The 26,456-nt window shown below is 68.5% G+C and carries 22 protein-coding genes and 1 pseudogene; 3 read left to right on the top strand and 20 right to left on the bottom strand.

Features of this window, described 5'->3' with window-relative positions; all coding sequences use genetic code 11:
- The 6 genes from AACZ35_RS02255 to AACZ35_RS02280 all read right to left on the bottom strand — a co-directional run.
- Positions 1 to 363, bottom strand: a 363-nt coding sequence (locus AACZ35_RS02255) for a thioredoxin domain-containing protein (RefSeq protein ID WP_339825561.1), incomplete at its 3' end; no start/stop codon positions are given.
- Positions 360 to 1,037 carry a DUF3365 domain-containing protein gene (locus AACZ35_RS02260; protein WP_339825562.1) on the bottom strand — a complete coding sequence of 226 codons (678 nt, stop codon included), beginning with the start codon at positions 1,035 to 1,037 and terminating at the stop codon, positions 360 to 362. The genes AACZ35_RS02255 and AACZ35_RS02260, both read right to left, overlap by 4 nt.
- A 5-nt stretch (positions 1,038 to 1,042) precedes the next feature.
- Positions 1,043 to 4,270 carry an efflux RND transporter permease subunit gene (locus AACZ35_RS02265; RefSeq protein WP_339825564.1) on the bottom strand — a complete coding sequence of 1,076 codons (3,228 nt, stop codon included), beginning with the start codon at positions 4,268 to 4,270 and terminating at the stop codon, positions 1,043 to 1,045.
- Positions 4,263 to 5,330 (bottom strand): efflux RND transporter periplasmic adaptor subunit, encoded by a 1,068-nt coding sequence (locus AACZ35_RS02270; protein ID WP_339825567.1) that lies wholly within the window; start codon positions 5,328 to 5,330, stop codon positions 4,263 to 4,265. The genes AACZ35_RS02265 and AACZ35_RS02270 overlap by 8 nt, the downstream gene beginning before the upstream one ends.
- A gap of 14 nt (positions 5,331 to 5,344) precedes the next feature.
- Positions 5,345 to 5,548, bottom strand: a complete 204-nt coding sequence (locus tag AACZ35_RS02275; RefSeq protein WP_339825570.1) for a DUF2892 domain-containing protein — start codon at positions 5,546 to 5,548, stop codon at positions 5,345 to 5,347.
- Between the two features lie 33 nt (positions 5,549 to 5,581).
- Positions 5,582 to 6,853: an FAD-dependent oxidoreductase gene (locus tag AACZ35_RS02280; RefSeq protein WP_339825572.1), complete on the bottom strand. Its 1,272-nt coding sequence runs from the start codon at positions 6,851 to 6,853 to the stop codon at positions 5,582 to 5,584.
- A gap of 96 nt (positions 6,854 to 6,949) precedes the next feature.
- On the opposite strand from AACZ35_RS02280, the gene AACZ35_RS02285 reads away from it, so the two are divergent.
- The gene (locus AACZ35_RS02285; protein ID WP_339825573.1) at positions 6,950 to 7,297 is read left to right on the top strand and encodes a metalloregulator ArsR/SmtB family transcription factor; all 348 of its coding nucleotides are present in this window, start codon (positions 6,950 to 6,952) and stop codon (positions 7,295 to 7,297) included.
- A 31-nt stretch (positions 7,298 to 7,328) separates the two neighbouring features.
- Here AACZ35_RS02285 and tkt read toward each other — a convergent pair whose 3' ends face one another.
- The 8 genes and pseudogenes from tkt to AACZ35_RS02325 form a co-directional block, all read right to left on the bottom strand.
- On the bottom strand, positions 7,329 to 9,332 hold the full coding sequence (gene tkt, locus AACZ35_RS02290; protein ID WP_339825574.1) for a transketolase: 2,004 nt from the start codon (positions 9,330 to 9,332) through the stop codon (positions 7,329 to 7,331).
- A 99-nt stretch (positions 9,333 to 9,431) separates the two neighbouring features.
- Positions 9,432 to 10,715: a dicarboxylate/amino acid:cation symporter gene (locus AACZ35_RS02295; protein WP_339825577.1), complete on the bottom strand. Its 1,284-nt coding sequence runs from the start codon at positions 10,713 to 10,715 to the stop codon at positions 9,432 to 9,434.
- A 50-nt stretch (positions 10,716 to 10,765) separates the two neighbouring features.
- Positions 10,766 to 11,947: an EAL domain-containing protein gene (locus AACZ35_RS02300; protein ID WP_339825580.1), complete on the bottom strand. Its 1,182-nt coding sequence runs from the start codon at positions 11,945 to 11,947 to the stop codon at positions 10,766 to 10,768.
- A 70-nt stretch (positions 11,948 to 12,017) separates the two neighbouring features.
- Positions 12,018 to 14,171, bottom strand: a complete 2,154-nt coding sequence (gene pilQ, locus AACZ35_RS02305; RefSeq protein WP_339825582.1) for a type IV pilus secretin PilQ — start codon at positions 14,169 to 14,171, stop codon at positions 12,018 to 12,020.
- A gap of 15 nt (positions 14,172 to 14,186) precedes the next feature.
- Positions 14,187 to 14,699: a pilus assembly protein PilP gene (locus AACZ35_RS02310; RefSeq protein WP_339825584.1), complete on the bottom strand. Its 513-nt coding sequence runs from the start codon at positions 14,697 to 14,699 to the stop codon at positions 14,187 to 14,189.
- 11 nt (positions 14,700 to 14,710) lie between these two features.
- A complete protein-coding gene (gene pilO / locus AACZ35_RS02315) occupies positions 14,711 to 15,343 on the bottom strand; it encodes a type 4a pilus biogenesis protein PilO (RefSeq protein ID WP_339825586.1) in 633 nt (210 codons plus the stop codon).
- A 62-nt stretch (positions 15,344 to 15,405) separates the two neighbouring features.
- Positions 15,406 to 15,945, bottom strand: a pseudogene (locus AACZ35_RS02320) (PilN domain-containing protein); the annotation flags it as partial.
- A complete protein-coding gene (locus tag AACZ35_RS02325; RefSeq protein ID WP_339825588.1) occupies positions 15,945 to 17,003 on the bottom strand; it encodes a pilus assembly protein PilM in 1,059 nt (352 codons plus the stop codon). The gene AACZ35_RS02325 and the pseudogene AACZ35_RS02320, both read right to left, overlap by 1 nt.
- A 245-nt stretch (positions 17,004 to 17,248) precedes the next feature.
- Here AACZ35_RS02325 and AACZ35_RS02330 point away from each other — a divergent pair, with 245 nt between their 5' ends.
- Positions 17,249 to 19,714 carry a penicillin-binding protein 1A gene (locus AACZ35_RS02330; RefSeq protein ID WP_339825590.1) on the top strand — a complete coding sequence of 822 codons (2,466 nt, stop codon included), beginning with the start codon at positions 17,249 to 17,251 and terminating at the stop codon, positions 19,712 to 19,714.
- Positions 19,689 to 20,321: a hypothetical protein gene (locus AACZ35_RS02335; protein ID WP_339825592.1), complete on the top strand. Its 633-nt coding sequence runs from the start codon at positions 19,689 to 19,691 to the stop codon at positions 20,319 to 20,321. Before AACZ35_RS02330 ends, AACZ35_RS02335 begins: the two co-directional genes overlap by 26 nt.
- A 53-nt stretch (positions 20,322 to 20,374) precedes the next feature.
- Here AACZ35_RS02335 and AACZ35_RS02340 read toward each other — a convergent pair whose 3' ends face one another.
- The 6 genes from AACZ35_RS02340 to AACZ35_RS02365 all read right to left on the bottom strand — a co-directional run.
- Positions 20,375 to 21,664: a citrate synthase gene (locus AACZ35_RS02340; RefSeq protein ID WP_339825595.1), complete on the bottom strand. Its 1,290-nt coding sequence runs from the start codon at positions 21,662 to 21,664 to the stop codon at positions 20,375 to 20,377.
- Between the two features lie 233 nt (positions 21,665 to 21,897).
- Positions 21,898 to 22,140 (bottom strand): type B 50S ribosomal protein L31, encoded by a 243-nt coding sequence (locus AACZ35_RS02345; RefSeq protein ID WP_188660059.1) that lies wholly within the window; start codon positions 22,138 to 22,140, stop codon positions 21,898 to 21,900.
- A gap of 88 nt (positions 22,141 to 22,228) precedes the next feature.
- Entirely contained in the window at positions 22,229 to 23,161 is a 933-nt protein-coding gene (locus tag AACZ35_RS02350) for a nucleoside hydrolase (RefSeq protein ID WP_339825601.1), read from the bottom strand.
- A 43-nt stretch (positions 23,162 to 23,204) separates the two neighbouring features.
- A complete protein-coding gene (gene recG, locus AACZ35_RS02355; RefSeq protein ID WP_339825603.1) occupies positions 23,205 to 25,328 on the bottom strand; it encodes an ATP-dependent DNA helicase RecG in 2,124 nt (707 codons plus the stop codon).
- A gap of 3 nt (positions 25,329 to 25,331) precedes the next feature.
- Entirely contained in the window at positions 25,332 to 25,715 is a 384-nt protein-coding gene (locus tag AACZ35_RS02360) for a RidA family protein (RefSeq protein ID WP_339825605.1), read from the bottom strand.
- A gap of 67 nt (positions 25,716 to 25,782) precedes the next feature.
- Positions 25,783 to 26,456, bottom strand: a 674-nt coding sequence (locus AACZ35_RS02365; RefSeq protein WP_339825607.1) for an ACT domain-containing protein, incomplete at its 5' end; no start/stop codon positions are given.

Consider the following 26,456-nt stretch of genomic DNA (forward strand, 5'->3'; position numbering starts at 1 on the left):
GCCATGCCGGAACAGGATCAGCGTCGGGATGCTGCGGATGCCGTGGCGCTCGGCCAGGGTCGGCGCCACCTGGGTGTCGACCTTGGCCAGGCGCACCTGCGGTTCAAGCTGGCCGGCGGCGCGTTCGAAATGCGGCGCCATCATCTGGCAGGGACCGCACCAGGGCGCCCAGAAATCGACCAGCAGCGGCAGTTCGCTGCGCTCTGCGTGGGCGGAGAAATCATCCACGCCAAGTACCAGTGGATGCCCCGTGAAAAGCGGCGCGTGGCAATGACCGCAGTTCGGGCCTTCGCCCAGTCGGGAAACCGGCACGCGGTTCATGCCGCTGCAGTGCGGGCAGGCCAGGGTGACGGGGTGGCTCATGGTGTCGACTCCGTGGCCGCGGGAACCTCCACCCAGACCAGCCCGCGCAGGTCGCCTTCAAGGAAGCCGGTGGCGCGATCTTCCGGGTACAGGGCCGCCAGGCGCTCAGCAATCGGCGGCGCGATGTTGTCGCCGTGGCACATCAGGCAGGCGGCCTCGACGCGGATGCCTCGGGCCAGACGCAGTTCCACGCCCGCCGGCACGTCGTCGCGGATGACCGCCATCTGCGATTCGGGCGCACCGCCGGTATTCACCGCCAGCTGGAAGGAATCGAGAAGCTCGCCCTGCCAGCCGCCGTGGGCATTGCCCGGGTTGCGGTTGCGGCCGGCGACGGCCACGCGGCCCAGGCGCACGCCGTGCGTGGCCATCACTTCGTCGGCGATGCGCGGGGCCTGGTCGTGGCAGAAGCTGACCGCACCGGCGGCGCCGTCCTGGCTCATCGCCGCGCGCAGTTCATTGCGGAGGCGGTCGCCAAATTCCCTCATGGCCGCCTGGCCGCGGGCCTGGGCGTCGGGTGTCGCTTCTTCGGCGGGTGCGGGTGCGGGCGTCGGCTCCGGTTCCGGCACTGCAGCCGTTTCGGCCGCAGGTGTCGCCACGGCCACGGCCTCCGGCGCCGGCTCGCTGCCACAGCCGGCAAGCATCGCCAGTGCCAGCACCGGCGAGTATCGCGTCATGCCTTTCATGCACTTGTCTCCAGTTTGCGGGCACGTGCGCTCAGCAGCACGTAATACAGCAGCGGGATCACCACCAGCGTCAGCACGGTCGAAACCAGGATGCCGAAGATCAGCGCAATGGCCAGGCCATTGAAGATCGGGTCGTCAAGGATGAAGAAGGCGCCGGCCATGGCCGCAAGGCCAGTCAGCGCGATCGGCTGCGCGCGCACGGCACAGGCTTCGACCACCGCGTCGGCCAGGGCGTGGCCTTCGGCGATGGACTGGTTGATGAAGTCCACCAGCAGGATCGAGTTGCGCACGATGATGCCTGCCAGCGCGATCATGCCAATCATGCTGGTGGCGGTGAACTGCGCGCCCAGCAGCGCATGGCCAGGCATCACGCCGATCACGGTGAGCGGGATCGGGGCCATGATCACCAGCGGCACCACGTAGTCCCGGAACTGCGCCACCACCAGCAGGTAGATCAGCAGCAGGCCGACCGAATAGGCCAGGCCCATGTCGCGGAAGGTTTCATAGGTGATCTGCCACTCGCCGTCCCACTTGATCGAAAAACCAAGCGAGTCGGTCGGCGCCGACAGGAAACGCTGCTCGACCGGCGTGTCCGCCAGTGGCTTGTCGCCGACCTGCCCGACCAGGTCGAACATGCCGTAGAGCGGGCTGTCGATGCTGCTGGCCTCGTCACCGGTCACGTAAACCACCGGCAGCAGGTCCTTGCGGTAGATCACCGGCTCCCAGGGCAGGCGCTGCACCGTCACCAGTTCCGACAGCGGCACCAGGCGACCGTCGCCGGCGCGCACGCGCAGGGTCAGCAGCTGTTCCAGGCTGGCCTGGTCGCCGGCGGGCAGGCGCAGGCGCACCGGCACCGGGTACTTGGAGGCGCCGTCGCGCAGATACGTTGCGTCACGACCGGACACGCCCAGCTGCAGGGCCTGCGCAATCGCCGCCTGGCTGACGCCCAGCCGCGCGGCGCGGTCGCGGTCTACCAGCACCAGTTCGCGCTCGGCCTCGGCCTCGACGGTGCTGTCGACATCGACGATGCCGTCGGTGGCGATGAAACGCGCCTGCAGGTCGCGGGCGATCTCGCGGGCACGGGTGGCGTCGGGGCCATAGATCTCGGCCACCAGCGGCGCCATCACCGGCGGACCCGGCGGCACTTCCACCACTTTCACGGAAGCGCCGTAACGCTTGCCGATATCCGCCAGCACCGGCCGCACCGCCAGGGCGATGTCGTGGCTCTGGCGGTCGCGTTCGTGCTTGTCGACCAGATTCACCTGCAGGTCGCCGACATTGGCGCCCTCGCGCAGGTAGTACTGGCGCACCAGGCCGTTGAAGTTCACCGGCGCCGAAGTGCCGGCGTAACCCTGGATGTCGAGGACTTCAGGCACCTGGTTCAGCGCCTGGGCCATGTCCAAAAGCAGGGCGTTGGTGCGTTCGAGCGGCGTGCCTTCGGGCAGGTCCACGACCACCTGGAATTCCGACTTGTTGTCGAAAGGCAGCATCTTCAGGACAACCAGCTGCACGACCGCCAGGCCGGCGGCGGCCAGCACCGCCACGCCGATGCCGGCGAACAGCATGCGGCGGCGGCCCCTGCCGCGTTCCCTGTGCAGGAAGGGCCGGATGACACGTTCGAACAGGCCGCGCACCCGCTTCGAGAGCGCGGTTTCATGGCCACCGCCTTCGGCATGCACGTGGCGCGACAGCAGCTTGAGCGACAGCCAGGGCGTGACCGTCAGCGCGATCGCCAGCGACAGCAGCATGCCCACCGAGGCGTTGATCGGGATCGGCCGCATGTACGGACCCATCAGGCCCGAAACAAAGGCCATGGGCAGCAGCGCGGCGATGACGGTGAAGGTGGCCAGGATGGTCGGGCTGCCGACTTCGTCCACCGCCGGCGGGATGGCTTCAATGAGGGTCTTGCCGCCAAGGCGCATGTGCCGGTGGATGTTTTCGACGATCACGATGGCGTCGTCCACCAGGATGCCGATCGAGAAGATCAGCGCGAACAGCGACACCCGGTTGATGGTGAATCCCATCGCCCAGGACGCGAACAGCGTGATCGCCAGGGTCAGCACGACCGCGCTGCCGACCACGATGGCCTCGCGCCAGCCCAGGGCGAACAGCACCAGCAGCACCACCGCGCCGGTGGCGAACACCAGCTTCTGGATCAGCTTCATCGCCTTGTCGTTGGCGGTGTAGCCGTAATCGCGGGTCACGGTGGCGTGGATGCCTTCGGGGATCACCGAGGCTTCCAGGATCTTGAGGCGGCTGGTGATCGCGCTTGTGATGTCGGCGGCATTGGCGCCGGGCTTCTTGGCAATGGCGATCGTCACCGCCGGGGCGATGGCGCCGTCGGGGCGAAGTTTGTCCTGCGGCGCCGTGTACCAGGCGTACTGGCTGGGCAGGTCGGCGCCGCGCTGGATGTTGGCGACGTCGGACAGGTAAAGCGGCCGGCCGTCGCGCAGGCCGATCACCAGTTCCGCGACCTGCTGGGCATCGGCCAGGTAGCGGCCCGCGGTCATCGGCAGCACGCCGTCGGCGGTGACCCGGTCGCCGGCCTGGCTGACCACGTTGGCGGCGGAAAGCGCGCCGGCCAGGTCGTCGGCGGTCATGCCGTAGGACGCCAGGCGGGTCGCGTCGAGCTCAACCACGACCATGCGCTGCGGCGCGCCGATGGTGTAGACGTCGCGGGTACCGGGTACGCGCTTGATTTCCGCTTCGAGCGTGTGCGCCACCTCGGCCAGCTCGACGCCGCCGCGGGCCGGGTCGTCGGTCCACAGCGTCACGGCCATTACCGGCACGTCGTCGATGCCCATCGGCCGCACCAGCGGCTGGCCAACGCCAAGGCCGGGCGGCGCCCAGTCGGCGTTGGAATAGACCTGGTTGTACAGGCGGACCAGCGCGTCCTGGCGCGGCACGCCGACCGCGAATTCCACGGTGATCAGGGCCGAGCCTGCGCGGCTGATGGAGTACACGTGCTTGACGCCGTCGATCTCGGACAGCACCTGTTCCAGCGGCACGCTGACCAGGTTCTCGACGTCCGCGGCCGGCGCGCCCGCGAAGGGCACGATGATGTTGGCCATGGTCACGTCGATCTGCGGCTCTTCCTCGCGCGGCGTGATCAGGGTCGCGAACAGGCCCAGCAGCAGGCCCGCCACCGCCAGAACCGGCGTCAGCGGATTGGACTGGAAGGCCCGGGCCAGGCGCCCGGACAGGCCGAAGCGCGGCTCAGTCATTGCCGGGCTCCGCGCCCGCGTTCGCCAGGTGCGCCAGCGCATCGAGCGGGTCGGCGGCGATGCGTTCGCCCTCGGCCAGGCCGGCCAGCACTTCGACTTCGTCGTCGCGGCGGTGGCCCAGGCGGACCTGGCGCAGCACCACGCGGTTGTCGGCGCCGACCACGTACACCGCGGTCACTTCGCTGCGGGTCACCAGCGCGGAAGTCGGAACCCACAGGTGCCGGGCTTCGCCGGTCTTGAAGGCGACCTTGACGGTCATGCCCGGCTGCAGCCCGGTTTCAGCCTCGGGCAGCTCAACGCGCACCTTGAAGCTGTGCGTGCCGGGGTCGGCGTAGGGGAAAACAATGATCTGGTCGGCTTCCAGGCGGCCGCCGCCGGGCAGGACCACGGTGGCGGCGCCGTGTTCACGCAGGGCGGCGACGTCGCTCTGCGGCACCTCCACGTTCACGCGCAGCTGCTGCAGCGACAGCCCCGACACCAGCGGCTGGCCCGGCTGCACCGACTCGCCGACCTCGACGTGGCGTTGCGTCAGGATGCCCGAATACGGCGCGCGGATGACGGTGTAGTCGACCTGTTCGCCAGCCTCGCTGACGCCGGCGCGGGCCGATTCAAGCGCGGCGCGTGCGGCATCGCGGCGGGCGCGGGCCTGGTCGAGCGTGGCCCGGGCCAGCAGCTGCTTGGCGACCAGTTCCTCAGTGCGACGGAAGGCGACCTCGGCTTCGGTGTAGTTGGCCTGGGCGGCGCTGAGCGAGGCCGCTGCCTGCCGCTGGGCAGACACCTGCTCGACGTCGGTGAATCGCACCACGACCTGCCCGGCCTCGACGTAGTCGTTCACGTCGAAGGGCAGCTCCAGGACGCGTCCGCGCGTCTGCGCGGACAGCGTGGCCTGGTTGACGGCCTCGACCACGCCGTCCCAGCTGCGCTCGCGCGCCGAGGTGCGCGGCGCGACCGTGATCGTCTCGAAGCCCACGGGCGGGGCGGGAGCGGACACGTTCGGCTCGCTGCCGCAGGCCGCCAGGAATAGGGCGGCAAGCGCTGAAGTGGCCAGGGTGCGGGTCATGGACATCGTCTACCTCACTTGAAGGCGCAGCCGGTGTTGAAACCGAGCTTGCGGAAGATCATGGCAGCCGGGCAGAAGCCGGTGAAGGACGCCTGCAGCATGTTCAGGCCAATGAAGGCCGTGAACAACAGGAACCAGGGCGAAACGAAGTACACGAGGGCGGCGCTGATCAGGGTCATCACGCCGGCAAAGGCCATCACGGCACGGTCGAGGTTCATGGTTTTCTCCGGGGTTGGGGTGGGTTCGGGGTCTTATTTCAGGCGTTCGATGCCAAGGGCCTTGAGCACGTACTTCTCGTACAGCGGTTCGGTGTTGCCGGACTTCATCTTCGAGAGGAAATACTTCTCGAAGGCGATCTTGGCCACGTGCACCCATTTGCCGACCTTGGCCCAGGTGACGTTGCGCGGCGGGTTCTGCGGCAGCGCCACGAAGGCCGCGCCGGTGTCGCCCATGTCGGCCAGGCAGATGGCGTTCCAGGTGGCCTTGTGGTCGGCGGGCTTGCCGGCCAGGTCGGCGGCGATGTTCTGTGCGATGGCGGTCACCATGGACTCGATCATGAAGCCGGTCTTGGGCGCACCGGTGGGCACCGGGGTCACTTCGACCGGCGGGATGGCGACGCAGACGCCGGCCGAGAACACGTTGGGATAGGCCGGGTTGCGCTGGTGCGCGTCGATCTGGACGAAACCGCGCGGGTTGCACATCTCTTTCGCCGAGCGCACGGCATCGACCCCGGTGAAGGCCGGCAGCACCATCGAGTACTTGAAGGGCAGTTCGTGCGTGGCCAGGGGCTGTCCGCGCGCGTCGATTTCCTCGACGTGCATCAGGCCCTGTTCGACGCGGGTGATCTTTGCATTGGTGATCCACTTGATGTGGCGCTGGCGCAGCTCGGATTCGAGCAGGCCCTTGGTGTCGCCGACGCCGCCCAGGCCCATGTGGCCGATGTACGGCTCGGGGCTGACATAGGTCATCGGCACCTTGTCGCGCAGCTTGCGCTTGCGCAGGTCGGCGTCGAGGATCATCGCGAACTCGTAGGCTGGGCCGAAGCAGCTGGCGCCGGCCGCCGCGCCGATGACGATCGGGCCCGGGGCCTTCAGGAATTCCTGGTAGGCCTCCCAGGCCGTGAGCGCGTGGGGGGTGGTGCAGACCGACTGCGTGAAGCCGCCGTCCGGGCCCAGGCCCGGCACTTCGTCGAAGGCCAGGCGCGGTCCGGTGGTGACCACCAGGTAGTCGTAGGCAAGCTCGCGTCCGTCGCGCAGGCGCAGCTTGTTCTCGGCCGGCAGCACTTCGGCGGCGCCGGCCGGTTCGAAGCCGATGTCCTTCTTGGCCAGGTAGGGGCGCACACCGATCTGGATGTCCTTGGGCTTGCGCCAGCCCACCGCCACCCAGGGGTTGGAGGGGGTGAAGCTGAAATGATCGCCCTCGCCGACCACGGTGATCGGATGGTCCTTGCCCAGGAGGGCCCGGAGCTCGTAGGCGACGCTCATTCCGCCGATGCCGGCGCCGAGGACAACGATACTGGCCATGCTCTTCTCCCGGGCCGGTCTATCCGGCCGTGCTAATTTAGTAGAATCTTAATTAGCAATGTGGCATGCTGTCAACACCCCCGCAAAGGCAGAGCCATGACCGCGTCCACCCGCCAGACCTCCCCCGACCCCGCCACCAATCCGGCCGAGCTGATGGAATCGGCGTCGGAAGCCGCCGCCGAGCTGCTCAAGGCCATGGCCAACCCACAGCGCCTGCGGGTGCTGTGCCTGCTGGTGGAGAGGGAAATGTCGGTGGGCGAGATCAACGCCCTGGTGCCGCTGAGCCAGTCGGCGCTGTCACAGCACCTGGCGGTGCTGCGCGAAAAGAACCTGGTGGCGACCCGGCGCGAGGCCCAGACGGTCTTCTACTCCGTGGCCGACGGCACGGTGCACGACGTCATCGAGGTACTGCACCGGAACCTTTGCGGCCCGGCGCAAGGCTGACCAGCCGCGGCCGGACAGCCGCGGCCGGCAATCAGGCCAGCGACAGCGCCGCGTCGACCACCGCGTCGGCGGTGATGCCGAAGTGCTGGTACAGCTTGTCGGCCGGCGCCGAGGCGCCGAACTGGTCGATACCGACCACGGCACCGTCCAGGCCAACGAACTGGCGCCAGTAGCCAGTGACACCGGCTTCCACGGCCACGCGCTTGCGGCACCAGCCGGGCAGCACGCCTTCGCGCCATTCGATCGGCTGGCGCGCGAAGACCTCGGCGCAGGGCATGGACACGACCCGGGCCTTGACGCCCTTGTCGGCCAGGCGGCGCATGGCCTCCATGGCGAGCTCCACTTCCGAACCGGTGGCAACCAGGATCAGGTCGAACCTGCCCTCGCCCGGGTCGGACAGTACATAACCGCCGCGGGCGATATCGGCCAGCTGGTGATGCGTGCGCGGCTGGTGCGCCAGGTTCTGGCGGCTGAACACCAGGCAGCTGGGGCCGTCGGTGCGTTCGATGGCGGCCTGCCAGGACACGGCCGACTCGACCGCATCGCAGGGACGCCAGACATCGTTGTTGGGGATGTAGCGCAGCGCCGCCAGGTGTTCGACCGGCTGGTGGGTCGGGCCGTCTTCGCCCAGGCCGATCGAGTCGTGGGTGAACACGTGGATGGCGCGGGTCGGGATCAGCGCCGACATGCGCAGGGCGTTGCGCGAGTAGTCGGAGAACACCAGGAAGGTAGCGTCGTAGGGAATGAAACCGCCGTGCAGGGCCAGGCCGTTGCTGATGGCCGACATGCCGAATTCGCGCACACCGTAGTGGATGTAGTTGGCGCTGGGGTCGCCGCTGGTGACCGATTTGCTGCCCTTCCACAGGGTCAGGTTCGAATGCGCCAGGTCGGCCGAACCGCCGATCAGTTCCGGCAGCAGCGGGCCGAAGGCGTCGAGCGCCATTTGCGAAGCCTTGCGCGAAGCGACCACCGGGCCATCGGACTGCAGCTTGGCGATGTAGGCCTGGGCGGCGTCGGCGAAATCTTCGGGCAGCTCGCCATGCGAGCGGCGCACCAGCTCGGCGGCCAGCTCCGGGTAGGCCTTGGCGTAGGCGTCGAAACGCCGGTTCCACTGTTCCTCGCGCACCAGGCCGCTGTTGCCGGCGCGCCAGCCGTCGCGGATTTCGGCGGGAATTTCAAAGGGCGCATGCGGCCAGCCCAGGGCTTCGCGGGTGGCGGCCACTTCGTCCTTGCCCAGCGGCGCACCGTGGCTTGATTCCTTGCCGGCCTTGCCGGGCGAACCAAAGCCGATCGTGGTGCGGCAGCAGATGAGCGTCGGCTTGCCGGTCTCGGCCTGGGCGGTCTTGATCGCCTGGGCGATTTCCTGGGGGTCGTGGCCGTCCACCTTGCGGATGACCTGCCAGCCGTAGGCCTCGAAGCGGACTGCGGTGTCGTCGGTGAACCAGCCGGACGTGTCGCCGTCGATCGAGATGCGGTTGTCGTCCCAGAAGGCGATCAGCTTGCCCAGGCCCCAGGTGCCGGCCAGCGAGGCGACTTCGTGGGAAATGCCTTCCATCAGGCAGCCGTCGCCCAGGAACACCCAGGTGTGGTGGTCGACGATGTCGAATTCCGGGCGGTTGAAGCGCTGCGCCAGCAGCTGCTCCGCCAGCGCCATGCCGACGGCGTTGGCCAGGCCCTGGCCAAGCGGGCCGGTGGTGGTCTCGACGCCGGGCGTGTGGCCGAACTCCGGGTGGCCGGCGGTCTTGCTGTGCAGCTGGCGGAAGTTGCGCAGTTCTTCCAGCGGCAGGTCGTAGCCCGACAGGTGCAGCAGGCCATAGACCAGCATCGAACCGTGGCCGTTGGACAGCACGAAGCGGTCGCGGTTGAACCACTTGGGGTTGTTCGGGCTGTGGCTCAGGAAGTCGTTCCAAAGCACCTCGGCGATGTCGGCCATGCCCATCGGCATGCCGGGATGGCCGGACTTGGCGGCCTCGACGGCGTCGATGGCAAGGAAACGCAGGGCGTTGGCGAGGTCGCGGCGGGAAGGCGTGGTCATCGGGGCGTCCAGGGCTTGGGGCCCGGGGCCGGGCCAACGGGGCGCTATTGTCGCCGACCCGGCCGCCGATGTCGCGCTTGAACCGGCCCCGCCGGGATGTTAGCCGGCCGCCGCGGGCTCGGGCGGGGATTCACGCACGCCTTCCTCGCTGCGGCCGATGACCACCGAGCCGACCATGTCGCCGCCGACGTTCACCACGGTGCGGCACATGTCCAGCAGGCGGTCGACGCCCAGGATCAGGCCGATGCCCTCGGGCGGGATACCGAACATGGCCAGGATCATGGCGATCACCGGCAGCGAGCCGCCCGGCACGCCGGCGGCGCCGATCGAGCCGAGCATGCACAGCACCAGGATCATGGCTTGCTGGACGAGGTTCAGTTCCACGCCGAAGAACTGGGCCAGGAACAGCACCGTGATGCCCTCGAACAACGCCGTGCCATTCATGTTGGCAGTGGCGCCCAGGGTGCAGACGAAGCGCGCGACCCGGCGCGGCACGCCCAGGGCTTCTTCGGTCACCTTCAGGGTGGTCGGCAGGGTGGCGCTGGAGGACGAGGTGGAGAACGCCGTCAGCAGCGCCGGCTGCGCGCCGCGGAAAAAGACCACCGGCGACATGCCGCCGAACACGCGCAGCAGGATCGGGAAGACGATGAAGAAGTGGATGGCCAGCGCGGCCAGCACGGTGCCGACGAAACGCGCCAGCTGCACCAGTACGTCGAAGCCCAGCTTGGCGGTGATCGAGAACAGCAGCGCCGCCACGGCCCAGGGCGCCAGCCGGATGACCCAGTCGATCAGCTTCAGGCAGATGTCGTAGACGCCCTGCACCGCGGACACGAAGGAACGGGTGCCGTCGCTGCGGATGACGGTGGCGGCGACGCCGAACATCAGCGCGAAGAACATCACAGCGATCAGGTCGCCATTGGCCGCGGCCGCCACCGGGTTGCGCGGCACGATATTGAGCAGCACCTGCAGGCCCGAGACCTGTTCGCGTCCGGCGGCGATCTGGGTCGCGCGATCGCCGGCCCCGGCCATGATCTCGGCGCCCAGCTCGGGCGGGATGCCCTGGCCCGGGCGGATCAGGTTCACCATCACCAGGCCGATGGTCACCGCGATGGTGGTGACGGCCAGGATCCACACCAGGGTCTTGCCGCCGATGCGCCCCAGCGACTGCGGGTCGCCGATTTCCACCACGCCCAGCACCAGCGCCGAGAACACCAGCGGGATGACCAGCATGAACAGCAGGCGCAGGAAAACCTGGCCCACCGGGTCGGCGACATAGGTCGTCACCACGTCGAGCCAGCCGGCATCGGCGGCGAAGATATTTGCGGCGAGGCCCAGCACGGTGCCGGCGACGAAGCCGATCAGCATGCGGGTGTGCAATGACATCGAGGGCATTCCTGGCGCTCCGTGCGACCTGGGTCTGGACGAAGCTTACCTCAGCCGCCGAACGGACCCGGCGGCGATTCGGCGAGGATTTCCAGCAGCGTGCGCGGGCGGCCGATCAGGTAACCCTGTGCGTAGTGGCAGCCGAGCCGGCGCAGTGCCTGCAGCTGCGCCGGCGTCTCGACGCCCTCGACCACGATTTCCGCCTGCAGCGCGCGGCCCAGTTGCACGACCGCCTCCACCACCGCCATGGCCCGGGGGTCGCCAACCATGTGCCGGGAGAAGGCCTGGTCGACCTTGAGCACGTCGAACTCCAGGCGGTGCAGGTGCGCCAGGTGCGAATAGCCGGTGCCGAAGTCGTCCAGCGCCACCTTGATGCCGTGGCCATGGCAAAGGGCGATGACCTGGCCGACCAGGTCGTAATCGAGCACCTGGCTTTCGGTGATTTCGAGCTTGATCGTGCCGCGCGGCAGGCTGGCGGCGTCGGCGCGGGCGACGATGCGTTCGACCAGGCCGGGGTGGGAAAGCTGGCGCGCCGACACGTTCACGGCGCCGAAGGGCTGGCCGTGGCCGGCTTCCACCAGGCGCGCCACGGATTCGCAGGCGGCGTCCATCACGTACTCGCCCACGGGAACGATGAGCGAGGTTTCTTCGGCCAGGGCCACGAATTCGGCGGGCGAAATCGGACCCCGTTCGGGGTGGTGCCAGCGCACCAGCGCTTCATAGCCGGCAATGCGGCCACGGTCGACGTCGAGCAGGGGCTGCAGGCTCAGCTCCAGTCCCCTCGCCGCCAGGGCCTCGCGCAGCTGGGATTCAAGCCGGATCTTGTTCACGCCCAGGCGTTCGGACGTGGTCATCGGCACCGAAGCGGTGTCCGGTCCGCGGCCCTGCAGCGCCGAGAGTGCACCGCGGTAGCGCTTGAGCTGGCCTTCGAGCAGGGAGCGCACGATCGGATCGGTGCCGGCCAGCCGTTCGGCAATCTGGCTGCGGTCGATCGGGAACAGCACGGTGTCGCTGATGGCGGTCGCCGTGGCGGTGCGCGGGGAGTCGTCGATGACCGCCATCTCGCCGACCAGGTCGCCGGGGCCGAGCAGGCTAAGCACCACGTCCTTGCCGCGCTGCCTGGCCCGCACTTCGATGCCGCCGGTTTCGATCAGGTAGGCGGTGTCGGGCGGATCCCCTTCCCGGAAAAGGACCTCGCCGGGTTTAAGCGTGGTGCGCAGCGACGGGTTCATGTCCTCAGGATGCCAGAAACGGACAGGGCCGCTTGCGCGGCCCTGTCCGGGATCCGGTCACCGGGTTCCGTCAGGAACCGCGGTGCGCCACCTGCAGGACGCGCGGGGTGACGAAGATCAGCAGCTCGGCCTTTTCGATGTCGCGGGACTTGTTCTTGAACAGGTTGCCCAGCACCGGCAGGTCGCCGAGGAAGGGCACCTTGCGCAGGTCTTCGCGATCCTTGAACTCGTACACGCCGCCGACGACCACGGTCTGGCCATTGTCGATCAGCACCGCGGTGCTGACCTCGCGACGGGCGATCTGCGGCACGAAGCCACCAGCCGGGTTGGCGATCAGCTCGCTGACCTCGTCCTTCTTCACCGCCAGGTTCAGGTAGACGCGGCCGTCCTGGGTGATGGTCGGGGTGACCTTGAGCTCGAGCAGCACTTCCTTGAACTCGACGGTGGCCTGGGCCACGGCACCCGGCGTGGTGGCCGGCTGGATGGTCAGGTAGGCCACTTCCTGGCCCTGGCGGATGATCGCCTCGCGCTGGTTGGCGGTGATCACTCGCGGGTTGGAAACGACTTCACCGCGGCCTTCTTCCTCGAGCGCCGAGAGCTCCAGGTCCAGGGCGATGTCCTGGCGCAGGATGCTCAGGTTCAGGATGCCGGCCGCCGGGTTGGCCGGCAGGTTGACCAGGAAACCTGAATCGGTGGTCGTCTCGTTGCTGTTGACCAGGGTGCCGGTACGATCCTGGACGCCGAACATCACGCCAAGGTCGCGGGCGAAGGTTTCGCTGGCGACCACGATGCGCGCCTCGATCAGCACCTGGTCGACCGGACGGTCGAGGATGGCGAGCATGTTCTTGATCTCGTCCACCTTGCTCTGGATATCGACCACCAGCAGGGTGTTGGTGCGCGAGTCGAAGCTGACCGAGCCGCGCGGAGAGAGGAAGCCACCGCCGGCAGTTTTGGAGCCACCGCCACCGCCAGCGGTCTGCGCCTGCTTGCTGTCTTCGGTCAGCAGGCCGGCGATGTCCTCGGCGATGCCGTAGTTGACCGGGATGTACTCGGTGACCAGCGGCTCGCGGACTTCATTGGCGATGCGGGCATCGGCGAGCGCCTGTTCGAAATCGGCGATCTCCTTCTGCGGCGCAATCCAGATGACGTTGCCGTCACGGCGCTTGTCGAGCTGCTTGGCGCGCAGCACGATGTCCATCGCCTGGTCCCAGGGCACGTTGATCAGGCGCAGGGTCACGTTGCCCTGCACCGTGTCGGAGGCGACCACGTTCAGGCCGGACTCTTCGGCGATCAGCTGCAGCACCGTGCGCACCGGCACGTCCTGGAAGTTGAAGGTGACCGGGCGGCCACCGTAACGCTTGGCCTCCGGCTCGCCTTCGACGGCACCGGCCGCACGGCCGGGCGCACCCGCGAGGACCGGGCTGGCGGTGCCACGCTTGGGCGTGACCTCGACGACGTATTCGTTGCCGGTCTGGTAGGCCATGGAGTCGACGGCACCGTTGGTGTGGATCACCAGGCGGGTGCTGCCGGCGTTGGCGTTGGGCTCGAGGCTCTTGACCGGGGTCGCGAAGTCGGTGACGTCCAGCCGGCGGCGCAGGGCCTCCGGAATGCTGGCGTTGGCGACGTCGACGACCAGGCGGTTGTCTTCGGTCCGCATGTCGGCCGCGGCACCGTCGCCGCTGAACTTAAGGATGACCCGACCGGAGCCGTTTTCACCGCGACGGAAGTCGATGTTGGCCACCTGCAGGTCGGTCGCGACCTTCTTGGTGGGGTCGGGGCCGGTCGCCAGGCTGTTGGGCTGGGCACCGGCGTCCACCGTGAGCACCAGCAGGTTGCCGGCGGCGCGGGTGGTGTAACCGGCCGGACGGAACAGGTCCACCACGACGCGGGTCCGGCCACCGGCCTCGACGGCCGAGACGGCCGACGTGGCGCCACTGCCGATCACGATACGGCGCTTGTCCAGGCCATTGCTGGTCCCGGGCAGGTCCATCGCGATACGCGGGGGCGTATCGGTCGTGAAGGCCTGCACGTCACCGACGGGCTCGGAGAACTCCAGGGTGATGTCCACCTTGCCTCCGGGCGCCGAGGCGTAACGCACGTCCTGAAGGACGTTCTCAGCCAGCGCGGAAAGCGACGTCGCCATGCCGACGGCGAGCGCTCCCATGGCCAGCACCCAGCGTCGCTTGGTGCCCATCCCCTCGCCGATCGTTTTATTCGCGGTCATCGTGCATTCCCCCAATCAATTGTCTTCAAGGGCGATCCGGGCCTGGCGTTCCAGCCAGCCGCCCGCCCCATCCGGTACGAGTTCGACAATCTCGATGCGGTCTTCATAGACCGCGGTGATACGACCGTCGTTGAGACCCAGGTAGTTGCCGGCCCGCACGCGATGCGTGACGCGGTCCGGTCCCATCACCAGTCCGACGACGTCGGTGCCACCACCGATCGTGCCGACCATGTCCAGGCTGTCTAGCGGGAAGGCCTCGAGGACCTCCTTGCGCCGGTTCGGGTCCGGCCGCAGCGCGTTGTTGCTGTCGCGGTCCGCACTCGGCTGGGCGAACGGGTCGCGCAGATCCTGCGCGGCATATTCAAAGGTTTCGAACTGCTTCATCACCGGCAGCGGGTCCAGCGGCGGCGCCGGGCGGGCCTTGACCTCGGCCACCCAGGCCTCAAGGTCACGCTTGCCACGGGTGCAGGCCGACAGGGACAGCGCGATGGCCGCGACAAGCAGCCCGCTCATGGCTTTACGGGTCATGGACGGGGCCATCACTTGGAACCTCCCGCGGTATTGGAATCCTGGGATTCCTCTTCTTCATCAAGGTACCGGTAGGTCTTGACCGTGCCCGAAAGCACCAGTGTGCCGTCCTTCCCGTCGCGCGGCTGCAGCGAGATGTCGTGCATGGTCATGATGACCACGCGCGGCAACGAGGCCACGCCGCTGACGAAGGCGCCGAACTGGTGGTAGGAACCCACCATGCGCAGCTGGATGGGCTTTTCGGCGTAGAACTCACGCTGGCTTTCGGAGCCTGGCTGGAAAAGTTCGTTGCTGATGCCCGCCGCGAGCGCGGTCTGGGAGATGTCGACGATCAGGTCGGGCATCTCGTTCTTGCTCGGCAGCTGCCGCAGCATCTGCTGCAGCATCACTTCCATCTGGGCCAGCTGCTGCTTGAGCGGCTCGAGATTGGCGGCGCGGCCCTGCTTGCCCTGGAACTCTTCGCGCAGCTGGACTTCGGTGGCCTCTTCCTTCTCGAGGGTCACGCGCCTGTCGCTGACGAACAGGTACCAGCCCAGTCCGATGATCAGGGCCATCAGCAGCACGCAGGCGCCCAGCTTGACCTGGGTCGGCCAGGCGCCGGAATTGTTGAAGTCGAGACTGCGAAGGTCGATGTTCTTGCTCACTGGACACCTCCCGCGACCGCTGCGCCATCGGCAACCGCGGCCTCAGCTTCGGCTTCGGCCTTGGGCGTGACCAGCTGCACCCTGAGCGAGAAGGCATTGGGCAGGCCCTTGTCTTCACCCTTGGTTTCGATGATCGAAAGGTCCGGATTGGCCATCCAGCCGGACTCCTCCAGGTTGCGCATGTAGGAGCTGACCCGGGCGTTGGACTGCGCCGAGCCTTCCAGCGTAAGCATCTGGCCGGCCTGCTTGATCGAGTTCAGACGCACGCCCTCGGGGATGGTGCGCACCAGCTGGTCGAACAGGTGCACCATCTGCGAGCGGCTGGCCTGCAGTTCCTCGATCACCTGCTTGCGGGCAAGCAGGTTGGCCTTCTTCCTGTCCAGGGCCTCGATTTCCTTGATCTGCGCGTCCACCGCGGTGATCTGGTCGCGCAGGTACTGGTTGCGATCCTTCTGACCTTCGATCTGGCCGTTGTAGTACATGACGATCAGGAAGCTGACCAAAAGACCCACCGCGACCGAGAGGCCGAGCATGGTCACGAATTCCTTCTGGCGCTGCTTGCGTCGCTCTGCGCGCCAGGGAAGCAGATTGATTCTGGCCATCAGTCGAAGCTCCTCAGGGCCAGGCCGCAGGCGATCATCAGCGCCGGGGCGTCCTGCGCCAGGGCGTGTGCCTGGACGCGGGGGCCGAGCGCCATGTTGGCGAGCGGGTTAGCGATGACGGTCGGGACACCCAGCTGTTCCTCGACCAGGTTGGCGATGCCTGCGATGGAAGCACAGCCGCCGGCCAGGACCACCTGGTCGACGCGGTTGAAGTCGCTGCCCGCGTAGAAGAATTGCAGCAGGCGGCTGACCTGCTGGACCAGCGCCTCCTTGAACGGCTCGAGCACTTCGACTTCGTAACTTTCCGGCAGGCCACCCTGGCGCTTGGCCAGGCCGGCCTCGTCGTAGCTCAGGCCGTAGCGGCGCATCACTTCGTCGGTGAGCTGCTTGCCGCCGAAGACCTGCTCGCGGGTGTAGATGCTGCGCTGGGCGCGCAGCACGTTGAGCGTGGTCATCGTGGCGCCGATGTCGACCAGGGCGACGATCGCGTCCTTGGGCACCGACAGTTGGTCGGCGACCAGCTTGAAGGCGTTCTCCATTGCGAAGGCCTCGACGTCGACGACCTTGGCGCTGAGGCCGCCGAGCTCAAGCGCCGACTGGCGCAGCTCGACGTTCTCGGTGCGCGAGGCGGCCAGCATCACCTGCACCATTTCGGGGTTGTTCGGCATGGGGCCGATGACCTCGAAATCGAGGCTGACTTCCTCGATCGGGAACGGGATGTAGTTGGAGGCTTCGAGCTGCACCTGGTCCTCCATGGAGTCCTCGTCCAGGTCGCCCTGGATCGGGATGATCTTGGTGATCACCGAGGAACCCGAGACCGCGGCCGCGGCGTGCCGGGCCTTGGTGCCGGACCGGGCCACCGCGCGCTTGATCGCTTCGCCGACGGCCTCGACCTCGACGATGTTCTTCTCGACCACGGCGTTGGGTGGCAGCGGTTCCACCGCGTAATGCTCAACGCGGTACCGCCCGCCGGACTCGGTGAGCTGAAGTAGCTTGACGGCAGTGGAACTGATGTCCAGGCCGACCAGCGGTGTCTTGGCATTTCCGAAAAGACCCACGGTTTCTCCCCTTCCGACGGGCGCTTACACACGAATGGTGCGCCATTACATTAAATAACGAAAAATTCCCAAATGGCAATGCCCCCCCTGCCCGGATCTCCCCGAAGGCCCTGTTGGCCGGCCCTGGCTTCCCCTACAAGACGCATTCCGGGTCCGATTCCGGCCGTCCCCCAACGACGCGGCCGGACCCTGCCTCGTTCTATACTCCCCGACCCACGCCGCTGTAAACCTCGGAGGGGCCCTGGATGGCCCGATTCAAACGCCTGCTACGGCGGGCATTGATCCTTTTCGCCGGCCTTGCCGTGCTTGGCCTGGCCACCCTGGGCATCCTGTATTGGCTGATCGCGCCGCGCCTGCCGGACGTGCAGGAGCTGCGCAATGTCCAGCTTCAGGTGCCCCTGTCGATCTACACCCGCGACGGGCGCCTTATCTCGGTCATCGGTGAGACTCGCCGCTTCCCGGTGGACATCGAGAACGTGCCCGAGCAGGTCAAGCAGACCTTCATCGCCATCGAGGATGCCCGCTATTACGAGCATCCGGGCGTTGACTGGCGCGGCATCGCCCGCGCGGTCTGGCTGATCGCCACCACCGACGACAAGCGCGTCCCGGGCGGCAGCACGATCACCCAGCAGGTCGCGCGGCAGTTTTTCCTGAGCACGGAATATTCGTACACGCGCAAGCTGACCGAGATCTTCCTGGCCCTGAAAATGGAGCGGGAACTGAGCAAGGACGAGATCCTCGAGCTCTATCTCAACAAGAGTTTTTTCGGCAATCGTGCCTACGGCATCGCCGCCGCCGCCGAGTTCTACTACGGCAAGACGCTTGACCAGCTGACCCTGGCCGAAGCGGCCACGCTGGCCTCGATTCCGAAGTTCCCGTCGTCGGGCAACCCGATCATCAATCCCGAACGGGCCCTGGTGCGCCGCAACTACGTGCTCCAGCGCATGCGCGAGGAAGGCATGATCGACGAGGCCACGGAGCTGGCCGCACGCGCCGAACCCATGCACGCCAGCCCGCACGAGCCCAAGATCGAAGTCGAGGCGCCCTACGTCGCCGAGATGGTGCGCGCCGAAATGGAGCAGCGCTACGGCGCCGAAGCCACCACCAGCGGCCTTAGCGTGTACACCACGCTGATATCCGACGACCAGCTCGCCGCCGTGCGTTCCCTGCAGGCCGGCCTGCTCGAATACGACCGCCGCCACGGCTACCGCGGCGCCGAAGCCCAGCTTGATATCGGCGCCAATGAATCGGCGCAGGACCTGCGCGAACGCCTGCGTCCCTACCCCACCCTGGGCGGCCTGCAGGCCGTGCTGGTGACCGGTTTCGAGGGTGATGCCGCCAACGTGCTCACCAGCTCCGGCACTTCGCTGACCCTCAGCGCCGAAGCCACCCGCTGGACCCGCAAGACCCCGGCCCAGCTGTTCAAGCGCGGCGACGTCATCCGGCTCACGCTCGACCCGGAATCGGCCGAACTGCGCCTGGCCCAGTTGCCCCAGGCCCAGGCCGCGCTGGTGTCGCTGCAGCCCGAGGACGGCGCCGTGCGCGCCCTGGTCGGCGGCTTCAGCTTCGGCCTGAACAAGTTCAACCGTGCCACCCAGGCCCAGCGCCTGCCGGGCTCGAGTTTCAAGCCCTTCGTGTACGCAGCGTCGTTCGAACGCGGCTTCTCACCGGCCAGCATCGTGCTCGATGCGCCGGTGGTGTTCCGCGACCGCGCCGGCAACGTCTGGCGGCCGCAGAACGACGCCGGCAACTTCGCCGGCCCGATGCGCCTGCGCGAGGCGATGGTGCAGTCGCGCAACCTGGTGTCGGTGCGCCTGCTCGACGCGATCGGCGTTGATTTCGCCAGCCGCTACATCACCCAGTTCGGCTTCAGCCAGGAAAGCCTGCCGCCGAACCTTTCGATGTCGCTGGGCACCTCGTCGCTGACGCCGCTTTCGATCGCCCGCGGCTACACGGTCTTCGTTAACGGCGGCTATCTGGTCGACCCGTGGTACATCGAGCGCGTGCTCGACCGCGACGGCCGCGTGCTCAGCGAACACGTGCCGGTGCGTGCCTGCCAGGGCTGCCCCGGGCGCGGCAGCGACGCCAGCACGGGCGGGCGCGACACCACCGTGGTCGATGGCTTCAACCTTGGCGCGGCCACGCCGCCCCCGGCAGCGCCCGAAGCGGAAACCGATCCCGCAGAAACCACGCCCGAGGTTCCCGAAGGCCCGGTGTCGCTGGCCCCGCGCGCCATCGACGCACGCACCGCCTTCATGATCCAGTCCATGCTGCGCGACGTCGTGCAGCGCGGTACCGGCCGGGCGGCGACCGCGATCGGCCGCCCGGACATCGGTGGCAAGACCGGCTCCACCAACGACTACCGCGATGCCTGGTTCTCGGGCTTCGGCGGCGACCTGGTGACCACGGTCTGGGTCGGCAAGGACGATTTTTCCACCCTGGGCCGCGGCGAATACGGCGGCAAGGCCGCGCTGCCGATCTGGATCAACTACATGGACGCCGCGCTCAAGGACGTGCCGCTGTACGAGCCCGAACCGCCCACCGGACTGGTCACCGCCTCGGTGGACGCCAGCTCGGGCCGCCTGGTGCCGGAAGGCACGCCGGGCAGCGTGCGCGACTACTTCAAGCGCGAGGACTACGACCGCATCAGCGCCCAGGGGTTCGACGTGGAGGCGGTGCTGAGCAATGAAGAGGCGTTCGACATCTTCTGACCCCGCGGCGGCGGGCGCGCGCCGCCAGCGGGTCGCCGCCGAAGCCGCACGCCTGCTGGCCCAGGGCGGCGGCGACATGGCCACGGCGCGGCGCAAGGCGGCCGAACGGCTGGGCCTGCGCGACCCCGCCTTCCTGCCCGGTGCCGACGAGATCCGCGAAGCCCTGCAGGCCCACCACCGGCTGTTTTCCCCGGGACACCTGGATCCGGACCGGCTGCGGCGCCAGCGCGAAGCCGCCCTGGCGGCGATGGATCATTTTTTGGAATTCGAACCACGCCTCACCGGAGCGGTGCTCGACGGCAGCGCCGGCCCCGGCGACGCCGTGGTGCTGCACCTGCACGCCGAGGATCCCGATGCCGTGGCCCATCTGCTGGCTGACCGCGGCGCGCCGGCGCACCAGCAGCGTCGTCGCGTCCATCTCGCCGCCGGCGGCGCCACCGAAGTGCCGTGCTGGGAGCTGGTGGCCGACGACCAGGCCTTTGAACTATGGGTCCTGCCGCCCTCCGCGGCCCGGCAGGCACCGCGCGACCCACTGGGAGGGGGTGCCCTGCCCCGGGCGTCGCTGGCGGCCGTGGCGCGGCTCCTGGACGGTCCGGCGAAACCCTGAAACGCGAACGCCCCGCACGTAGCGGGGCGTCCGGGGTAAGCAGCCTGCGTGGATCAGCGCTTGGCCAGGTCCACGTAGTCGCGGCTGGCGGCACCGGTATAGATCTGGCGCGGGCGGCCGATCTTGGCTTCCGGGTCGGTCTGCTGTTCGAGCCAGTGCGACACCCAGCCGGCGGTGCGGGCGATGGCGAACATCACCGTGAACATTTCGGTCGGGATGCCCAGCGCCTTGTAGATGATGCCCGAGTAGAAGTCGACGTTCGGGTAGAGCTTGCGCTGCACGAAATAATCGTCCTTGAGCGCGGCTTCCTCCAGGCGCATGGCGACCTCGAGCAGCGGATCGTCCACGCCCAGTTCGTCGAGCACCTGGTGGCACATCTCGCGGATGATCGTCGCGCGCGGGTCGAAGTTCTTGTACACGCGGTGGCCGAAGCCCATCAGGCGGAAGCCCGAGTTCTTGTCCTTGGCGCGATCGACGGCCTTGGCGACGTCCTCGGGACGGCCGATTTCGTCGAGCATCTTGAGCACGGCTTCGTTGGCGCCACCGTGGGCCGGGCCCCAGAGCGCGGCCACGCCGGCGGCGACGCAGGCGTAGGGGTTGGCACCGGTGGAACCGACCAGACGCACGGTCGAGGTGGAGGCGTTCTGTTCGTGGTCGGCGTGCAGGATGAACAGCAGGTCCAGCGCCCGTGCGGCGACCGGCTTGAGTTCGAGCGGGCCCGACGGGACCTCGAACATCATGTGCAGGAAGCGGTCGACGTACTCGAGGTTGTTGCGCGGGTAGCGGATCGGCCAGCCGATGGAGTGGCGGTAGCAGGCGGCGGCGATCGTCGGCACCTTGGCCAGCAGGCGGATGGCGGCCAGGCGGCGCTGTTCCGGGTCTTCCAGGTCGAGGTCGTCGTGGTAGAACGCGGCCAGCGAACCGACCATGCCGCAAAGCATGGCCATCGGGTGGGCGTCGTGGCGGAAGCCGTGCAGGAAGCTCTTGAAGGCCTCGTGCATCATCGTGTGATGGGTGACTTCGTGCTCGAACTTCGCGAACTGCGCCTTATCCGGCAGCTCGCCGTTCATCAGCAGGTAGCTGGTTTCCAGGAAGGACGAGTGCTTGGCGAGCTGTTCGATCGGGTAACCGCGGTAGAGCAGCACGCCCTCGTCGCCGTCAATGTAGGTCACCGCGCTGCGGCAGCTGGCCGTCGCCACGAAGCCGGGATCGTAGGTGAACATCCCGGTTTCTTTCGGCAGCCGCGTGATGTCGACGCAGGGAGCGCCGAGGGTGCCTTGGTGGACGGGAAGCTCGACGTTCTTGCCGGCGGCGTTGAGTACGACGCTCTTGTTGTCGGACACGGGCAGACTCCTTTCAGGGATGTGCGGGCCGCAATCCACGAAGGTGCTGGCGCGGCGCCCGCTACAGGAAATCGAAGATGCCGCCGGGGCGGTCACCATTCGTATAAGTATCTCACGGCCCGACGGCGAAGTCAGTGACGCCGGGCCGGTTTGCGACCCCGTGGCTGCAACGCAAAAGGCCACCCGCGGGGGTGGCCTTTCGGGGGCGCGGGCAGGCGGCCCGGGCCAGGCGCTTACTTGGCGTAGCGCTTGCGGAAGCGATCGACGCGGCCGCCCGTGTCCATCACCTTCTGCTTGCCGGTGTAGAACGGGTGCGAGGCCGAGCTGATGTCGATCTTGATCAGCGGGTATTCGTTGCCGTCCTCCCACTTCACCACTTCCTTGCTGGAAAGGGTGCTACGGGTGAGGAACGCGAAGTCGGAGGACAGGTCCTGGAAGACGACTTCTTTGTAGGTCGGATGGATGTCGGCCTTCATGGCTGGTGCTCCGCCGGTTATTCGTGGGGAAAGACCGGAATTATAAGCCGGTTTCGCCGGCCGGGGCAAGCACCCCGTGACCCGGACCTCAGGCTCCCAGCGCCGCCCGTACCTGGGCCTCGAACGAGGCCTGGTCGTAGGCCAGCACGATCCGGGCATTGGCCGGCTTGCCGGTGCGCTGCTGCCAGTCCACCAGGGTGGCGCCCCGGCTCAGGCGGCCTTCGAGCTCGACCGCCAGGTGGCGGTCCTCGGCCTGCACGATGCCGTCCGGGCGCAGGGCCGCGGCCATGGCCAGGGCGTCGGCGCTGTGCCAGCGCTCGCCGCGCCGTTCCTGCGACCATGTCCGGGTGAAGCGGGAAATGCCTTCGTAGAACGTGGCCCGGCCGTCGCCGGCCGCCGCCCAGGCTTCGAAGTCGGCATGGCGCAGGCCGTGCCGCAGCACCGCCTCCCAGTCCACCACCTCGGCCCTGGGAAATGCCCGGAAGACCACGTCGGCGGCCTCGGGGTCGAAGGCGATGTTGAACTCGGCCGGGATCGAGGTATTGCCCTGCCCCGTCACCGCGCCACCCATCACCACCAGCCGGCCGATGCGCGCGGGCAGGTCCGGGTCCAGGCGCAGGGCCAGGGCCAGGTTGGTCAGCGGACCGAGGGTGACCAGCAGCAGCCGGCCCTCGTGTTCGCGCGCCAGCCGCAGGATCGCCAGCGCACCGTGTTCGGTTTCGGCGGCGCGTGCGGCCGGCGCGTAGCCGGTATCGCCGAAGCCGTCCTGGCCGTGCACGTAGGCAGCATCTTCGGCCGGGTGCACCAGCGGCACCGGGCAGCCCGGGAACACCGGCACGTCCACGCCGGCGACTTCGCAAAGCTTCAGCGCGTTGGCGACGGTGTGCGCCAGGCCGACGTTGCCGGCGGTGATGGTCAGGCCCAGCAGCCGGTGGCGCGTATCGGCGAAGGCCATGAGCAGGGCCAGGGCATCGTCCACGCCCGGGTCGGTGTCGATCAGCAGCGGAATGCGTTCGTCCATCCGGGGATTATCCCCGAATCACCGCATCACCGCCCCGGCGGGCTCAGGCGCCGGCGAAACGTGCGGCGCCGCCAACCCAGCGCGCGACCACGCGTTCGGCCAGGTCCGGCGCCGTTGCCAGCAGCTCTTCGGCGGCACGGTGCACTTCCGGCAGCAGGTCGGCATCGCGCACCAGTTCGGCCACGCGGAAGCTGGCCAGGCCGGTCTGGCGGGTGCCCAGCAGTTCACCGGGGCCGCGCAGCTCCAGGTCCTTTTCCGCGATCAGGAAACCGTCGGTGCTCGCGCGCATCACTTCCAGCCGCTCGCGCGCCAGCGCCGACAGCGGCGGCTTGTACATCAGCACGCAGCTCGAGGCCGCGGCGCCGCGCCCGACCCGGCCGCGCAACTGGTGCAGCTGGGCCAGGCCCAGGCGCTCGGCGTTTTCGATCAGCATCAGGCTGGCATTGGGCACGTCCACGCCGACCTCGATGACGGTGGTTGCCACCAGCAGGTGCAGTTCGCCGGCCTTGAAACGGGCCATCACGGCCTGCTTTTCCGCCGGCCGCATGCGCCCGTGCAGCAGGCCCAGGCGCAGTTCGGGCAGGGCCGCGCCCAGTTGTTCGAAGGTTGACTGCGCGGCCTGGGCCTCGACCTCTTCGCTGTCCTCGATCAGGGTGCAGACCCAGTAGGCCTGCCGGCCTTCGGCACAGGCGGCGCGGATGCGCTCGACCACTTCGGCGCGGCGCTCGCCGCTGACCGCGACGGTGGTGACCGGCGTACGGCCGGGCGGCATTTCGTCGATCACCGACACGTCGAGGTCGGCGTAGGCCGACATGGCCAGCGTGCGCGGGATCGGCGTGGCCGTCATCACCAGCTGGTGCGGCACCTGGCTGCCCGACAGCCCCTTGTCGCGAAGCGCCAGGCGCTGGTGCACGCCGAAGCGGTGCTGTTCGTCCACGATCGCCAGCGCCAGCGAAGCGAAGGCCACGCTTTCCTGCATCAGCGCATGCGTGCCCACCACCACCTGGGCGCGGCCGCTGGCGATTTCCTCCAGGGCCGCGGCGCGGGCCTTGCCGGTGACCTTGCCGGCCAGCCAGGCCACGCGCAGGCCCAGGGGCTCGAGCCAGGCCCGGAAATTCCCCAGGTGCTGTTCGGCCAGCAGTTCCGTCGGCGCCATCAGCGCCACCTGGCGGCCGGCCTCGACGGCATTGGCCGCGGCCAGCGCCGCGACCACCGTCTTGCCGCTGCCGACGTCGCCCTGCACCAGGCGAAGCATCGGTTCGGGCCGGGCCATGTCCTTGCTTACTTCGTCCAGCACGCGCTGCTGGGCGCCGGTGAGCTTGAAGGCCAGGCGCTGGCGCAGGGCTTTGGCCAGCTTGCCCGGCGGCCGCACCGGCATCGCGCCGTGGGCGCGCAGGGCGATGCGCTGCCGGCGCAGGCTCAGGTGGTGGGCCAGCAGTTCTTCCAGCGCTAGCCGCCGCTGGGCCGGATGCCGGCCGGCGGCGAACAGGGCCAGGTCGGCGTCGGGCGGCGGGCGGTGCGCGGTCAGAAGGGCGTCGCGCAGCGTCGGCAGGGCCAGGCGTTCGCGCATGCCGGCGGGCAGCAGTTCCAGTGCGGCGGCCTCGGGCAGGCGCTTAAGCGCTTCGCCCACCAGCCGCGCCACCGACTGCGGCCCCAGGCCTTCGACCGCCGGGTACACCGGATCCAGCGAGTCACGGGCCATGGCCTCCGCGTCGTCGGCCAACAGCCGGTAGCTGGGGTGCACCATCTCCAGCCCGTGCTGGCCCGGCCGGACTTCGCCGTAACAGAGGATCCGCCGCCCGGGCACGAACTGCGCGACCTGCGCCTTGCCGAAATGGAAAAAACGCAGCACCAGGGTGCCGTGCGAATCATCGCCGATCGCCACACGCAGCATCGGCCGGTAGCGGAAGCTGCGTTCCACGGCTTCCACGCGCGCCAGCACCTGCGCCGGCTGGCCGGGACGCAGCGCGGCGATGGCCTGGATGCGGGTGCGGTCTTCGTAGCGCAGCGGCAGGTGCAGCCACAGGTCCTGCAGCGTTTCGAGCCCGCGCGCGGCCAGCTTTTCCGCCACCTTGGGCCCGACGCCGGGCAGCGTCGAAACCCGCTGCGCGCCCGCCGGCCCGAGGCTGGTCTGGTCGGTGTCGCCGCGGCGCGGCGCGCGCTTCATGCCTTAGCCGGTCACCAGCACGGCGTCCACCTCGACCCGCGCGCCCTTGGGCAGCCCGGCGACCTGGATGGTCGAACGGGCCGGGTACGGCGCCTGGAAATAATCGGCCATCACCGCGTTGACCGCGGCGAAGTCCGACAGGTCGGTGAGGTAGATGCCGATGCGGGCGACGTCATCGAGGCTTCCGCCCGCCGCTTCGCAGACCGCCTTTAGGTTGTCGAAAACGCGCCGGGTTTCGGTGCTGATGTCGGCCTGCACCAGCTCGCCGGTGGCCGGGTCGAGCGGGATCTGCCCGGACAGGTACACCGTGCCGCCCGCGCGCACGGCCTGGGAATACGGGCCGATGGCGGCTGGGGCACGCTCGGTGGCGATGGCGGTGCGGGGCATGGCGGACCTCGGTGTTGTGCGTGGACGGCCATTGTAGGAGCCGCCAGCCGCCAGCCGCCAGCCGGGTTCAGACGCGCTGCACCCCGTGCACCACGCCCAGGCGGCGGATGCGCCGGATGACGTCGGCCAGGTGCTTGCGGTGGCGGACTTCGATCGAGAACTCCATGACCGACACCGTCAGGTCGCGCTCGCGGTATTCGACCGCGTCGATATTGGAATTGCTGTCGGCCACGGCCGCCGCGACCTGGGCGAGCACGCCGGGCTTGTTTTCGACCTCGATGCGCAGGATGACCCGGTAGTCGCCCTCGACGCTGCGGTCCCAGGCCATGGGCACGCAGCGCTCGGGGAACTTGCGGTATTCGACAACGTTCGGGCAGTCCATGCGGTGCACCACCACGCCCTTGCCGGCGCTGAGGTAACCCATGATCTCGTCGCCCGGGATCGGGTGGCAGCAGGCGGCAAAACTGAGCACGCCGCGCTCGTTGCCGGTGATCATGATGCGTTCGGTCGGCGACACCGGCAGCTCCGCGTCCGTCAGCGGCAGGTCGTCCTGGCCGTTGACCATCATTCGCGCCATCTGGGCCGGCATGCGGTTGCCCAGGGCGATGTCGGCCAGCAGTTCTTCGAGGCGGCGGTAGCGCAGGTCGGCCAGCAGCTGTTCGATGCGGTCGGACGGCACCCGGTCGAGCGAACTCTCCATGGCCTCGAGCGCGCGGTCGAGCATGCGGTGGCCGAGGTCGA

The sequence above is a fragment of the uncultured Arenimonas sp. genome, assembly GCF_963976025.1.
Lineage (GTDB): Bacteria > Pseudomonadota > Gammaproteobacteria > Xanthomonadales > Xanthomonadaceae > Arenimonas.